This window comes from Roseivirga seohaensis, assembly GCF_001592945.1.
GTDB classification, from domain to species: domain Bacteria; phylum Bacteroidota; class Bacteroidia; order Cytophagales; family Cyclobacteriaceae; genus Roseivirga; species Roseivirga seohaensis.
This window is the reverse complement of sequence record NZ_LRPB01000012.1, coordinates 188,589-201,600: the sequence shown is the minus strand read 5'-3', so window position 1 is coordinate 201,600 and position 13,012 is coordinate 188,589. Positions and strand designations below refer to the sequence as shown.

Annotated in this window: 14 protein-coding genes and 1 tRNA gene; 8 read left to right on the top strand and 7 right to left on the bottom strand. The window is 36.9% G+C overall.

What is annotated here, in order from left to right; all coding sequences use genetic code 11:
* Positions 1 to 183: 183 nt before the first annotated feature.
* Positions 184 to 1,662 carry a M28 family peptidase gene (locus AWW67_RS06090; RefSeq protein WP_053223650.1) on the top strand — a complete coding sequence of 493 codons (1,479 nt, stop codon included), beginning with the start codon at positions 184 to 186 and terminating at the stop codon, positions 1,660 to 1,662.
* Between the two features lie 54 nt (positions 1,663 to 1,716).
* The gene (locus AWW67_RS06085; RefSeq protein ID WP_062300702.1) at positions 1,717 to 2,628 is read left to right on the top strand and encodes a hypothetical protein; all 912 of its coding nucleotides are present in this window, start codon (positions 1,717 to 1,719) and stop codon (positions 2,626 to 2,628) included.
* Between the two features lie 49 nt (positions 2,629 to 2,677).
* Here the strand turns inward: AWW67_RS06085 and AWW67_RS06080 are convergent, their stop codons facing one another.
* Both AWW67_RS06080 and AWW67_RS06075 read right to left on the bottom strand, forming a co-directional pair.
* Complete coding sequence (locus AWW67_RS06080; RefSeq protein ID WP_062300701.1) at positions 2,678 to 3,553, bottom strand: DUF4097 family beta strand repeat-containing protein; 876 nt, start codon at positions 3,551 to 3,553, stop codon at positions 2,678 to 2,680.
* A 52-nt stretch (positions 3,554 to 3,605) separates the two neighbouring features.
* Complete coding sequence (locus tag AWW67_RS06075) at positions 3,606 to 4,931, bottom strand: DEAD/DEAH box helicase (protein ID WP_062300700.1); 1,326 nt, start codon at positions 4,929 to 4,931, stop codon at positions 3,606 to 3,608.
* A 70-nt stretch (positions 4,932 to 5,001) separates the two neighbouring features.
* On the opposite strand from AWW67_RS06075, the gene AWW67_RS06070 reads away from it, so the two are divergent.
* The 4 genes from AWW67_RS06070 (at position 5,002) to AWW67_RS06055 (ending at position 7,682) form a co-directional block, all read left to right on the top strand.
* Entirely contained in the window at positions 5,002 to 6,339 is a 1,338-nt protein-coding gene (locus tag AWW67_RS06070) for a dihydroorotase (protein ID WP_062300699.1), read from the top strand.
* Between the two features lie 62 nt (positions 6,340 to 6,401).
* Positions 6,402 to 6,477, top strand: a tRNA-His gene (locus AWW67_RS06065).
* 223 nt (positions 6,478 to 6,700) lie between these two features.
* Complete coding sequence (locus tag AWW67_RS06060) at positions 6,701 to 7,246, top strand: DUF8453 domain-containing protein (RefSeq protein WP_062300698.1); 546 nt, start codon at positions 6,701 to 6,703, stop codon at positions 7,244 to 7,246.
* 109 nt (positions 7,247 to 7,355) lie between these two features.
* Positions 7,356 to 7,682, top strand: coding sequence for a hypothetical protein (locus tag AWW67_RS06055; RefSeq protein ID WP_053223645.1), 327 nt, complete (start codon positions 7,356 to 7,358; stop codon positions 7,680 to 7,682).
* On the opposite strand, the gene AWW67_RS06050 is transcribed toward AWW67_RS06055, so the two are convergent.
* The 3 genes from AWW67_RS06050 to AWW67_RS06040 form a co-directional block, all read right to left on the bottom strand.
* Entirely contained in the window at positions 7,679 to 9,007 is a 1,329-nt protein-coding gene (locus AWW67_RS06050; protein WP_062300697.1) for a tetratricopeptide repeat protein, read from the bottom strand. The two genes, AWW67_RS06055 and AWW67_RS06050, sit on opposite strands and share 4 nt — an antisense overlap.
* A 100-nt stretch (positions 9,008 to 9,107) precedes the next feature.
* Entirely contained in the window at positions 9,108 to 9,299 is a 192-nt protein-coding gene (locus AWW67_RS06045; RefSeq protein WP_062300696.1) for a hypothetical protein, read from the bottom strand.
* Positions 9,300 to 9,557: 258 nt separating this feature from the next.
* Positions 9,558 to 10,334, bottom strand: coding sequence for a hypothetical protein (locus AWW67_RS06040; protein WP_062300695.1), 777 nt, complete (start codon positions 10,332 to 10,334; stop codon positions 9,558 to 9,560).
* A 443-nt stretch (positions 10,335 to 10,777) separates the two neighbouring features.
* Here AWW67_RS06040 and AWW67_RS06035 point away from each other — a divergent pair, with 443 nt between their 5' ends.
* Positions 10,778 to 11,152: a hypothetical protein gene (locus AWW67_RS06035; protein WP_053223641.1), complete on the top strand. Its 375-nt coding sequence runs from the start codon at positions 10,778 to 10,780 to the stop codon at positions 11,150 to 11,152.
* A 36-nt stretch (positions 11,153 to 11,188) separates the two neighbouring features.
* Positions 11,189 to 11,449, top strand: a complete 261-nt coding sequence (locus AWW67_RS06030; protein ID WP_053223640.1) for a hypothetical protein — start codon at positions 11,189 to 11,191, stop codon at positions 11,447 to 11,449.
* Here AWW67_RS06030 and coaE read toward each other — a convergent pair.
* Complete coding sequence (coaE, locus tag AWW67_RS06025; RefSeq protein ID WP_062300694.1) at positions 11,439 to 12,041, bottom strand: dephospho-CoA kinase; 603 nt, start codon at positions 12,039 to 12,041, stop codon at positions 11,439 to 11,441. The genes AWW67_RS06030 and coaE overlap by 11 nt on opposite strands.
* Positions 12,034 to 13,011 carry a YbbR-like domain-containing protein gene (locus tag AWW67_RS06020; RefSeq protein WP_062300693.1) on the bottom strand — a complete coding sequence of 326 codons (978 nt, stop codon included), beginning with the start codon at positions 13,009 to 13,011 and terminating at the stop codon, positions 12,034 to 12,036. Before AWW67_RS06020 ends, coaE begins: the two co-directional genes overlap by 8 nt.
* Between the last annotated feature and the right edge of the window lies 1 nt (position 13,012).

Below are 13,012 nucleotides of genomic sequence, written 5' to 3'. Positions count from 1 at the left end.
GTATTCCAATAGGGTGTAAATTCTCACTTCTGAAAAGAAGCACAAATGTAAGAGTCTAACTGTGAAAACCCTTAGTTCACAGCTAAAAAAGAATACCATTTGCGTAACAGTTAAGCCGTACTTTTAAATATTTTTTTAGCTTTGGTGAATTAATAAAACTGCAACATTAAACAATACATTCCAATGAGGAGATTATTAACACTTTCGGTGGTGGTTTGTTTGTTTTCGCAAGGCTTAGTGGCGCAAGATAAAACTGCCATGAAGTACGGGAATACAATCACTCCACAAGACATGAAGGCAAAGCTTAGCGTTTTGGCTTCTGATGAGTTTATGGGTAGAGAAACAGGAACTGAAGGCCAAAAAATGGCTGCTAAATTCCTAGAGGATTTCTACAAAAAAATTGGTTTGGTAGGACCTGTAAATGGTACTTACCGTCAGAAATTCAGCATGTATCAGTCAGACTGGTCTGATGTTTACGTGAAAGTAAAAGGTAAAAAGAAAATGAATGGTAAAGATTTCATCTTCTCTGGTAATGCCAACATGGACAAAGAAATAAAATTACCTACTGTTTATATTGGTGATGGTTCTGCCATTTCTGGAATGGACATTAAAGACAAAGGTGTTATTGTAACAGGAAACTCAAGAGAGGTACAAAGAAACTTACTTCAGGCAGGTGTAAAAGCCATTTTTGTAGTTAGCGCTAATGATGAGCAGTTTATGCAAACTTTACCTCGTCAGGCTGCCTTCAGAATGAAAGGGAGACTTCGTTGGGATAAAGAAAACACTGGCAACGAGAGTATTGTATTTAACATCACTAAGCAAATGGCTGCTGACCTTTTAGGATCAACTCCTGCAAAATTAGACGCAGCTGCTAGTTCTCCTTCTTCTATAAAAGAGAAAACTGTAAGCTTCCAAGTAAAAGAGAAACTTGCTGAAATCGCTACTGAGAACATAATGGCTTACTTAGAAGGTACCGACCTTAAAGACGAGGTTATTGTAATCTCTTCTCACTATGATCACATTGGTCAGAATGAAGATGGAACTGTAATTAACAACGGTGCTGATGATGATGGTAGCGGAACTACAGGCGTTATGGAGCTTGCTGAGGCTTTCGCTCAAGCAGCCAAAGAAGGCAACAGACCACGTAGAAGCATTCTTTTCTTAAACGTAACTGGTGAAGAAAAAGGGCTTTTAGGTTCGGCTTATTATGCTGACAACCCAATTTTCCCTCTTGAAAAAACGGTTACTAACCTAAACATCGACATGATTGGCCGTGTTGACCCTGAGCATGAAAACGATAGAAACTACGTTTATGCAATTGGCTCTGAAAAACTTTCTAGCCACTTAAAAGTAATTTCTGAGTATGCTAACATCACATACACTGGTTTAAACCTAGATTACAGATTTGACGATCCGGCTGATACCAACCGTTTCTACTACAGATCTGATCACTACAACTTTGCTAAAAAAGGTATTCCAATCATTTTCTATTTCAACGGAGTTCACGCTGATTACCACAGACCAACGGATACTGTTGACAAAATTGAATTTGACGTAATGGCTCAAAGAGGTCAGTTGGTATTCCATACTGCTTGGATTTTGGCTAACCGCGATCAAAGAGTACCTGTTGATAGAACAGATGATATGACTTACGATCGTTAAAAATCACGATTGAATTAAATTTGAAAAGGGTTACTTTCGGGTAACCCTTTTTTTATGCAAAGCACTCTACATATTCTCAATGGCGATAGTAGCCTTTACCTTCTTACTAAATCGGGCATTAGCGGAGACACCGCGGTTTGGCGCGAAGTATTAAGCGATGGCCCTGTGCTTAATTCCTTCGGAACAGATGAATTTTGGCGAACCAGAGAAGCTTTTATAACTTCTTTTACTCAAACCAGCTCAAGTGACTATGAAGAAAAGGTTATTGATGAGTTTAAGAAAATCCAAAACTTCAAAACCTATAATGAAGTGGTTCTTTGGTTCGAATACGACCTATTCTGCCAAGTGAATTTAATTGCACTACTTCATTGGTTTAAACAACACGAAAGAGGTGATGTCAAGATTTCTCTAGTTTGCGTAGGGCTTTTCAATGGTTATAAAAAACTAATGGGCTTGGGAGAATTACCCGCTGAAATGTACCCTAGCTTATTTGAGCAGAGAAGAATTTTAGGTAGGAATGATTTCAATTTTGCCTCTGATGCTTATCAAGCCTTTTGCTCCAATGACCCTAGAGATTTGGAGAATTTCACTCTTCTTCCCTCCAACGAATTCCCTTATTTGGCCAAAGCACTTCAAGCACACTTAATGCGTTTTCCCTCAACCGAATCAGGCCTTACCTTGATCGAGCAGAAAATCATTGAGTTTATTAAATCGGGAAAAGATACTGAAAGAACACTCATTGGGGCTTTACTTCAATGGCAAGAATACTATGGATTTGGAGATCTTCAGTACATAAATTACCTGCATCGATTGAGCGTAATACTGAATGTAAATCAAACCATCACGATAAAAAAGAATTACCGTTCAGCACAGATTGATAGAAATTATTTTCTTGGAGGGGCATTGGTAAGCGAATGGGAATGGAATGAAGAAGACCAAGGATTAAAACCAAAACCACTAAATTAAAAAAGGCGCAACTCTCGCTACGCCTGTCATTCTATTTTTTGTGAGTAGATTAATTTCTACTAAGTCTCACTCTACCATCTTCGGTTCTAATTTCCACATTGGCCTTACCTCCTGCCAACTTGAATTCAGAACGATGGTCTGATTCCCGAACAGTTTCAAATGCACTTGAAGTGCGAACACTACCGTCATCCTTCAGTATCGAAAATTCTCCACCACCGCTAGTGACTACAAATTCAATTGAAGAGTCTTCACCCCGAACAATATACCTTCCATTATCTGACAATGAGGTTTCTAGCATCACATCTCCATCTTCAATATCAATATCAATGTCGCTAAAGTTTCCAGCCCTCACTTCCACATCACCATCTTCAGACTCGACAGTTAAAGATCCTTGTCCTCCATCAATTCTAAGGTCACCATCTTCTAATCTAAATTCTAAATCATTGCTTTTGCAATCAATAATTTCAATATCTCCATCTTCGGTTTCCATATAAATTTTGCCATTTACATTTCTAACCACATAATCATCGTCTTCGCCTTTCACACGAATAGAAACCGACTCGGGTAATTCAATATCAATACGGTAATCTGTTCTAATAGAACCCATTTGAATTCTAACGCCACTTCTTTCACGCTCAGTGATATGTAAATCATCACCTCGATTTTCTACAATCACATTGAATTCTGATCTGCCAGAAGAAAAGCCTCTTACTTCTTGCGTACGGTCAATTTTAAGATGAGCATCGGCTCTACTACTTCCTGTAATTCTTACTTCAGCATCTTCTGAATTTAGATAGAGCGTTCCCGAAGCGCCAATGCTATAAGTCTTATCTAAGTGGAATTCGCCATCCCTCTGGGCATTGGCCTTTGGTGCTGTAACAAGGCAAACCAGCCCTATTCCAACAGATATAATCATTTTTTTCATTGTTATTTGAGTTTTGATCTAATAGTAAATTTAATAGAATTCGACCAGATTTCTATTTTCTCTTTCCTTTACGCTGCCCTTTACCCTTTGTTCTACTCGAAGATGGCTTTCCTCCCTTGGTTGAGAATTTCTTCTTTTTCTCATGAAATGCTCCTTTAAAATTTGGATCATCTTTCTTTTTAAGGTCATCAATTGCCCGAGCAATTTCTTGTGACTCTATAAAAGGTGTTTTTTCTACAAATACTTCTGAAGGAAGATTGTGACGAGTAATTGTATTCTGAATTAGTGCTTCGATTTTAGCTACCGAAAACATTTCCAATTCATTGGCAAAAGTGATGGCAATTCCGGCATTATTGGCCCTACCAGTTCTTCCTATTCTGTGCACATAGTCTTCATCTATTAAAGGCACATCAAAATTGATTACATGGCTCACCATGCTAATGTCCATTCCTCGCGCTGTAACATCGGTTGAAACCAATACCCTGATATCTCCTTCCTTAAATTCATACATGGCGTTGATTCGAGAGTTCTGCCCCTTATTGGCGTGAATCACTCGAACAGGCCCAAGCTGCTTTCGCTCAATGAATTTAGAAACGTTATCGGCATTGGTTCTTGTTTTGGTAAAAACAATCACCCGCTGAAACTCTTCTTGCTTCAGAAAATATTCTAGTAGGTTAATCTTAGTCTTAAAGTTAGGCACTTCATAAAGTCGCTGCTCAATGGTATCAATTACGGTAGCCTGTGGAGCTATTTCAATTTTCTCAGGAAATTCCAGAAAGTCTTCAGTCAGCAAAATCACTTTATCGTGCATGGTAGCAGAGAAAAGCATATTCTGGCGTTTTCTAGGAACTACTTCAAGCACATTCTTGATCTGAGGCATAAAGCCCATATCCATCATTTTATCGGCTTCATCCAACACCATAGTTTTGATTAACTTAGTATGAATTACCCCCTTTAAATAAATATCTAAAAAGCGCTGTGGCGTACTCACTATTATATCCACGCCTTTTTCAATAGCTTCTATTTGCTGTTTTGGCCCCAAACCTCCATATAAGCTCACGATTCTTAAATCTGTATAACGAGACAATTCCCTGGCGTTATCCTCGATTTGCATTACTAACTCACGTGTTGGAGCTAATATTAATGCCCGCGCATGATCTCCCTGAGCATATTTTAACTTCATAAGAATAGGCAGTACAAAGGCAGCAGTTTTACCTGTTCCTGTTTGTGCTATACCCAATAGGTCATGCCCTGCCAGAGCGATTGGAATGGCCTTTTTTTGAATTGGTGTCGGTTCGGTATACCTAAGATCATCTATGGCATTGAGGAACTGGCGACTCAATTTTAATTCTTCGAACGAAATGTTTTCTTCGGCCATAAATTGCAGAGGAGTTATTTGGTAATAACTTGCAATTACGTTAACCCATTACACAATAAAAAACACTAGCATGTCTTCAATACTGATTCTCAACGGAAAGTTGATCAATGAAAACAAAATTTTTGAAGCCGACATCTTTATAGAAAATGGTTTCATCCAAAAAATCGACAAGGATCTTCAGCACCTCAATGCCGATGAAGTGATTGACGCCAGCGGTCAATATGTATTGCCTGGGTTAATTGATGACCAAGTTCACTTTAGAGAACCAGGACTTACTCATAAAGCAGAAATTTATACAGAATCCAGGGCAGCTGTGGCAGGCGGCATTACTTCGTTTATGGAAATGCCCAACACAGTACCTAACACGTTAACCCAAAAATTACTTGAAGATAAATATCAAATTGCAGCTAAAAACAGCTTGGCCAATTACTCCTTCTTTATGGGAGCTTCAAACGACAACTTGGACGAAGTTCTGAAAACTGATCCACGAAAAGTCTGTGGTGTAAAAGTATTTATGGGTTCTTCTACGGGGAACATGTTGGTTGATAATCAGAAGACGTTAGAAAATATTTTTGAAAATTCCCCTACACTTATTGCCACCCATTGCGAATCGGAAGAAATAATTCAGGCCAATACCGCCAAAGCGAAGACCAAATATGGAGAAGATGTTCCAATGAGTGAACATCCAATTATTAGAAGCGCAGAGGCTTGTTACGCTTCTTCATCCTTTGCTGTTGACTTGGCCAAAAAGAAAGGCGCAAGACTCCATATCTTACATATTTCAACCGCTAAGGAACTTGAACTCTTCAGAAACGACATTCCGTTGAAGGAGAAAAAAATCACGGCAGAAGCCTGCGTTCACCATCTATGGTTTTCAGATCAGGATTACGCTGAAAAAGGGTCATTTATTAAATGGAACCCAGCTGTTAAAACAGCTTCGGACCGAGATGCTATTTTAAAGGGAGTAATAGAAAACAGGATTGATGTGATCGCTACTGACCATGCTCCGCATACCTTGGCGGAAAAAGAAAACAGCTATTTCAAAGCTCCTTCAGGTGGCCCATTGGTACAGCATTCTTTAGTCGCATTGCTTGATCTTTACCATCAAGGTAAAATAAGCTTAGAAAAGATTGTAGAAAAAACCTCTCATGCGGTTTCCGACCTATTCCAAATTGACAGAAGAGGTTATTTAAGAGAAGGCTATTATGCAGACATTGCTATTGTAAACTTAAATAATCCTTGGCAAGTAAGCAGGGAGAATGTGCTTTCAAAATGCGGATGGTCTCCGTTTGAAGGGCATCAATTTAAATCTAGGGTTACCAATACAATTGTTTCTGGTAAAAGAGTGTTCTCAAATGGAGAAATAAATAATATAGGTTCAGGAAATAGATTAGAATTTGATCGATAAAAATGAGTTAAGAGTATTTGCAAATTCAAACCGAACTCTTACATTTGCAAACCCAATTAAATGGTGGTTGTAGCTCAGTTGGTTAGAGCATCGGTTTGTGGTACCGAGGGTCGTGGGTTCGAGTCCCATCTTCCACCCTTAGCCTGTAAATCTTTGATTTACAGGCTTTTCTTTGTTTAAAGACTTTGTATTACTTCCATTTTTTGTGAAAATCTACTGCAAAGTAACCTCCAATTTAACTCACTGAAATTCAAATAATTGAACAAAATCTGATGAAAGATCAATACTAATAAATATTACACTAAGTCTTATTAGCGATACTCAATCTACTGGTTATCTTAGTAGAACCAATACACATAAAATGAAAACATTAAATGATATCTGGTGCTTTCTTCAAAATAACTGGGAAGGAATAGTAGCCATTATAGGGTTGTTGAGTAGTATTTATTTTGCTTATCAAAACAGAGTACACAATCGATTGTCAATTAGGCCGCTACTAATAATATATACCGAAAATCTAAATGGTGGTGACCTATGTCTTATGATAAAAAATATAGGTATGGGGCCAGCAATGCTTGAAAGAATGAAATGCAAATCCAAAGTAGATGGAAAGATATATAATCAATTAGAGTTTCACCGACTCCTAGAGCATCATTTTGGTAAGACTGAGAAAGACATTGTGAAGATTTTTTCACCTAAGTCAGGGCTTCAAGTAAACAGCCCTTTCTGCATTACGCAGTTTGATGGGTACTACATCAATCCCTACAAAAAAGAGCGCTTTATAAAAATAATTAATGAATTCGACATTGTTGTACACTACTCAGACCTTTACGGGAAAGAAAAAAAACCTTTAACATTTTCAATTGAGAAATTCGAAAAGATAGATCTCAAGAAACTTGAAAGTTAAAGGCAGTCTCTCTATGTATTTACTCTTATGACCATGGTTATATTTACTCAGAACAATTTTATATACAAGTGAATCCATCAATCAGGATAAATAACTTATATTCGTATTGATGGATCTCGACCAACACCCAGGCAAAAAGATAAAGTGGATTATCGACAATTACGAGAAAGGAAATTCGGCAGAGTTTGCTCGGAAGGTGGCTCTATCAGGCCCCACTGTTAAATCGTATATTGATGAAAAAACAAAACCGGGATATGATGCACTTCAATCCATTTTGAGGGTTTACCCTCAAATTAACCTGCATTGGTTTATTCTAAACCAAGGTCCAATACAAAGAGAGTTACAAGATAATGAGCTAGATATTCTGGAAGAAAACCATAGACTTCGTGAAGGGATTAAATCGCTTTATGCTGTTTATGTAGAAGGAAACAATTAAAGGTCTCTTCTGATTTTATCCAAGATCTCTTGGGCTTTGGCCGCTCTAACTTCTCGCACACGCTTTTCAATCAATATTCGTCTTTGCTTGGTAAGAAATAACTGAAAGTGATACAATAAAAAGGTAAGCAATAACACCACCCCCAATCCCAATGGCCAGTATTCTTTAATCAAAGCCAATTGCTCAGCCTTTTCTCTCCTACTACTTAATACTTGATCTATTCTAGTATTAAAAGCTTGTAAGCTAGGGTTATCCTTCTGGTTACGCTGTATATCCATCCAGTTTCGGATATTTGAGGTATACAAATCGCCATAACGAGCGGCCTTGGTAATATCAATCTGTAAATAGGCCTTTTGTAGCCAATCATATATCATAAACAAATCTGGCTCCGCTTCAATTTTATCAAAGGTTTTTAGAGCCAACTCCCACTTCTCAATTGCCGCAGTTGAATTTCCTTTTTTATATTCAAGCTCACCATAATCTAAGAGAGTAACAAATTGAGAACGTGCACTTGAATGTTCAATTTTTAATGCTAGGGCTTCAGAATACCACTTTTCAGCTTTTTCCAAATTCCCTAACCTTAAATAACTAGCACCCAAGTTTTGTAGGGCTATTGCTCTAGTATCTGGATCAATGCCATTATTAAATGCTACATAGGAAAAAAAGTTCTGTGCCTCTAAATAATCCTTATTAGCAAGCTTAATAATCCCTAACTGATTGAGAGCCCTAGCCAAAGACACGGTATCTCCTTTAAATTCTGATTCCTCCCAAAGATTCAATAAAATTTCACCCGCTCCTGTATAGTCTCCACTATTCTTCATTTGCATGGCCATAAAATACGGAAGGTCTACAAGCAAACTCAAATCACCATTTTGCTTTGCCAATTCAGGGTATCTTCTCACATAAACTCTAGCCGTTTCATAAGCTTCTTTATAGAAGGCAGCTGCCATCTTATAATCAGAATATTTTGATTTAATGAGAGCTAGATTCTGAAGAATAGCCATTTTATTAAAAAGATCTACAGTATCAGATTTTTGCAAATAACTTAGAGCATCGCTATAGTTGATGTATGCAGATTCATAGTCTCTAACCGCCATACCGATGTAACCCATTGTGCTTTTTGCCACTACCATACGATAAGTATCCCCTCTTTTGAAAGCCAATGAAAAGGCTTCCTTCGTAAAATCAACTGCTATAGTGGGTTTATCATCATCCAAAGCCGAATAAGCACTATTGACAAGATTGTCAATTTCACTAACCTGCCCTCTAAGCCCTAGAGTGAATGTTAAAAGTAGAACAAATATAAATCCTTGAGTTTTGGGCATAACCTACCTAACCTGAAAATCACCGCCTCAATATCGGTATTATTTCAAGTCAAAACAAAACAAAAAGACAGAAATGTATAATTAACCTTAACTATGAACCTTAGCCATTAGTTTTGGGTAACCTTGGTCGTATCGGCTTATCTTCTTCTTCTTCAGGGGTAGAGCTTTTTGGAGCATCAAGGTTTGCATCAATGGTAGTATCTGGCTCTATAGGTTGTGGAACAGTATCCATGTTATCAGCACAGCCCATAGCAAATAATACAAATACGAATAAAATGGTTAACTTTTTCATAATGTTGGTTTTAGTGTTTAGACCCGAATATATGATTTCTATTTCACTCAACACCAATAGTATAACAATTTTTATTTCAACTATTAGTATAACCAAATTATATTATAAAACCCTTTGTTTGAATTAAATTATATCTGCATTAAAGTGTACTATTCATCTTGGAGAATAATGTGGTATTTCAAAAATTACCGACTGAAATTTACTCCTTAATAAAGGCGGATTGGTGGGATTTATTAGAAGCAAAGAAAATCAACCATTTCATAGGGCGAAACTATCGATGGTACTGTTTTTATATTCTACAGAGAAGTAAGATTTAAAAAAGTCATCTTCGAAAACAGAAGCACCAACTGTTGAGTCAATTAATTGAAGCAACCCGCCATTTTTACTTTTTGGGCGAATCCTTTTAAAAATAACCTTCGAGTTATTACTATGACAGTTTCTCAACAATAAATGGTCTGCACGTATTTCATTCAAGTACAAATTTGAATATTCACCAAAGGTTCCTATCTCCATTTTGGATGCTGTTAGCTTTTCAATCCTAATGGCATTAAATTTTTCGGGACATAAGTAAAATTCTGATGCACTTGTATTATCAATCCCGTTATTAAGAATATTCACCTTGTCCAATAGGTTGTTGCATCCAATATAGAGGGAATGGAATTTAGAATTTGAGAGATATTCTAAATGATCGATCTTACAGGCATGAATTCTTAAAGCTCCTGCATCTGGATTAAATTTATAGACTAAATCACCAATCACACAATTCTCAAATTGAATATTGGCTACTCTACTAGATTCAATAGCTACTTCATCAATCTGACAGTTTTCAAAAACCCATTGTGACGATACGTCTGATTCTGATACTATCAACTGTGGGAGCCTACAATTCTTAAAATGATATATGTGTTGTGAGTGAAATTGGCCTTTTTCTAACTGAACAGGCTCTTTTAGACTGAAAGCAAATCCATTAATGAGGAAATCATAATCTTTTCCTTCAATTATTTTAATAAAATTCGATTGGCTTAAAGTTCTCATGCAAAATTATTTAAACAACAGATTAAGGATAGGCATGTACATACCAACAGCACCCTTATAGAATAAGGAGGGAAGCCAACTTCTCTATGAAGTTCAATATAGATGTGTCTCTGTTCTTTTGTAAACGCAGAAAATTACTTTGTTTACGACCATGAAGGTATAAAAGGAAAAAATTAAAAACAACTAAAGTTTAAGTCGAAGAGCTCTACATATTCTATTTTAAAAATTTCATACCCTCAACTAAATGCTATTCAGAAACTAATCTTTGCAGAAAACATAACCAAGCTAAGCAATAATGAATTTCAAAACATCTGCCACCCATAAATTAAACACATAAATAGTTGATATTTAACTTTTTAACTCGTTAATTCCCGTTGTGTTATTGCCCAAATTATTAACACAAAGAGACTCATTTTATTAGTACTATTAATTAGGCCCAACCTATGAATACAGCTCTGACTATATCGGACGTTTTTCAATCGCCTCAAAGCCTCCACTGTGCTCAAAAAATTAAGGAATGGATTGACGGCAATACGTTCTATACAAAACAGCATCTAATTTGGAATATTGGAGTTACCAATGCCGAAAACCTACTAAATATCGAATCTACTGTTCGACACGACATGACATGCAAGCATTGGCGATACTGGAACAATGATAGTTTTAAAGATGCCATGGAAACCTTGCGCAAGTTGAACAAGTCACCAAACGTGATTAAATCACCCTACAATGACTACGCTTCTAAAGGGTCTTATGTGTTTATCTACAAGACCATAATTCCGCACGACAGCCGATTGTTTCATACTTTACATACCTAAGCCCATTAGATTTCTGCAAATTGATTATATTAGGCTATGGCAAATACTTTTTTCGATTTCTTACAACTGAACATCCATGAGCAGGTAAAAGAGCTTTACCAAAATGGTAAGTTCATTGTTGGTATTCGTTATTATGGCTATAAGGTAAACCTCTATTTGCTCCAAGATTATTACCTAGAGGTATTCTATAATCACAAATTAGATAAGATTGAAAAAATAGACTTACTCGACTTTTCGCATAGCAGAATGAAGTTCTATGCGGATCAAATTTCCTTACCTTCGTTTGTTAATTCTTAGTATTCTGAAGCTCTTTATAAATTTTGAGTACCTGAGGAATTAGCAATTTACTGCCTCCATTATCAATTAAATAATCCGACACTTCTCTTCTGCGTTTATCATCAACTTGATTGCTCATGATGTCTAACACTTGTGCCTTATTTCGTTGTATATCACGCATAAGCACACGGTTAATTCGAACATCTTCGGGGGCAAGTACAGTGATCAATTTATCCAATCCAGTATATGAGCCATTTTCAATAAATAACGCAGCTTCTTTAATCAGCACCTTGGCACTTTGATTATTCGCCCATTGTAAAAAATCCTTTGCCACGGCCGGATGAACTAAGCCATTTAACTTATTCAACTCTTCTGTATTTGAAAAAACCTTATTTGCCAAAAAGCTCCTATTAAGCAAACCGTCAGGTAAATAGCTTTCTGCACCAAACAAATTCATCACCTGATTCTTAAGTAATTCATCATTGCTTAACAGGTATTTTCCACGATCATCTGCGAAATAAATGGGGACACCTAGCTGATGAAAAATTTTACAAACCGTGGTTTTGCCAGAGCCTATCCCCCCTGTTATTCCAACGATTAATGGATCAGTCATTATCTTTCAAATTAACTTCAATAGCAGATAACTCAAGATTCTCTATAAAAGAGGGCTGTTTTGCTATTCTAATAGGTATTGTATTGTCGCTCTTTTTTAGCTTAGCATAATCTGCTGATAAAACCAGATTGAGTGAATCCACGCTACGCGTTTCATTGACCAATATATCATATGAAACAACCACCCGATTGGGTTCAAATGAATTGTTTGTGTTCTTAAAATTAATTGGGTTTATAGGAAGCTCCACTTCTCTTCTGACAAGTTCAGTAACCTCAAACTTCACCGTTATTTCCTCTATATTGGTAGATATTAAGTCTGTGCCAAAGTTTTTTATGCTGAATTTTTGATCTACGCTTTTACTAAACTCTGAATCTCCAGCACTGATTATGATAGGTCGTTTAATTGTGTCTAGCATACTTTTGGGGCCACTAATTATTAAACGATTTGGCTCCACTAAAATAGGAGAAGTGACTTTCCTGTTTGGAGCTAGCTTAATCTGCGTGGAGTCGAATACCACTTCCACATCGATAGTAGCGCGCTCATCAAGGTTAAATATTAGCGAGTCTTTAAGAATATAATTAATCGAAACTGGATCCAATTGAGGGGCAATGTCTTGCCTCAGGTTGCTGGCCAACCGATAATTATCTCGAACGGGATTGTCTAACTCTATAACCAACGGACTCATACTAAAACCAAAAGAACGAGTCATTAAGTCCCAACCTCCGCCAGTAACTTCAAGGGGAAGCTTATCTGGAATTTCTGACAAGGCTACGTAAAGAGAGTCGTTGTAAACCACCTTAATCGGGTAGTTGATTTGGGTAACGTAATCGGATTTATTTAGGGCGCTAAAAAACCAAAAGGTGGTAGATATTATTATGCATAATACTACCACCTTCAATTTTTCGTCCTTTGTACTGGGCGTATTGAAAGACCTTTTTAGAATTTCAATTATTTCTTCAGCACTTTTCAAT

Coding starts and splice junctions, on each gene's coding strand:
- AWW67_RS06030 (WP_053223640.1), top strand. CDS start 11,189: ATGGCAAATACTTTTTTCGATTTCTTACAACTGAACATCCATGAGCAG.
- AWW67_RS06060 (WP_062300698.1), top strand. CDS start 6,701: ATGAAAACATTAAATGATATCTGGTGCTTTCTTCAAAATAACTGGGAA.
- AWW67_RS06040 (WP_062300695.1), bottom strand. CDS start 10,334: ATGAGAACTTTAAGCCAATCGAATTTTATTAAAATAATTGAAGGAAAA.
- AWW67_RS06080 (WP_062300701.1), bottom strand. CDS start 3,553: ATGAAAAAAATGATTATATCTGTTGGAATAGGGCTGGTTTGCCTTGTT.
- coaE (WP_062300694.1), bottom strand. CDS start 12,041: ATGACTGATCCATTAATCGTTGGAATAACAGGGGGGATAGGCTCTGGC.
- AWW67_RS06045 (WP_062300696.1), bottom strand. CDS start 9,299: ATGAAAAAGTTAACCATTTTATTCGTATTTGTATTATTTGCTATGGGC.
- AWW67_RS06035 (WP_053223641.1), top strand. CDS start 10,778: ATGAATACAGCTCTGACTATATCGGACGTTTTTCAATCGCCTCAAAGC.
- AWW67_RS06085 (WP_062300702.1), top strand. CDS start 1,717: ATGCAAAGCACTCTACATATTCTCAATGGCGATAGTAGCCTTTACCTT.
- AWW67_RS06055 (WP_053223645.1), top strand. CDS start 7,356: ATGGATCTCGACCAACACCCAGGCAAAAAGATAAAGTGGATTATCGAC.
- AWW67_RS06090 (WP_053223650.1), top strand. CDS start 184: ATGAGGAGATTATTAACACTTTCGGTGGTGGTTTGTTTGTTTTCGCAA.
- AWW67_RS06075 (WP_062300700.1), bottom strand. CDS start 4,931: ATGGCCGAAGAAAACATTTCGTTCGAAGAATTAAAATTGAGTCGCCAG.
- AWW67_RS06070 (WP_062300699.1), top strand. CDS start 5,002: ATGTCTTCAATACTGATTCTCAACGGAAAGTTGATCAATGAAAACAAA.
- AWW67_RS06050 (WP_062300697.1), bottom strand. CDS start 9,007: ATGCCCAAAACTCAAGGATTTATATTTGTTCTACTTTTAACATTCACT.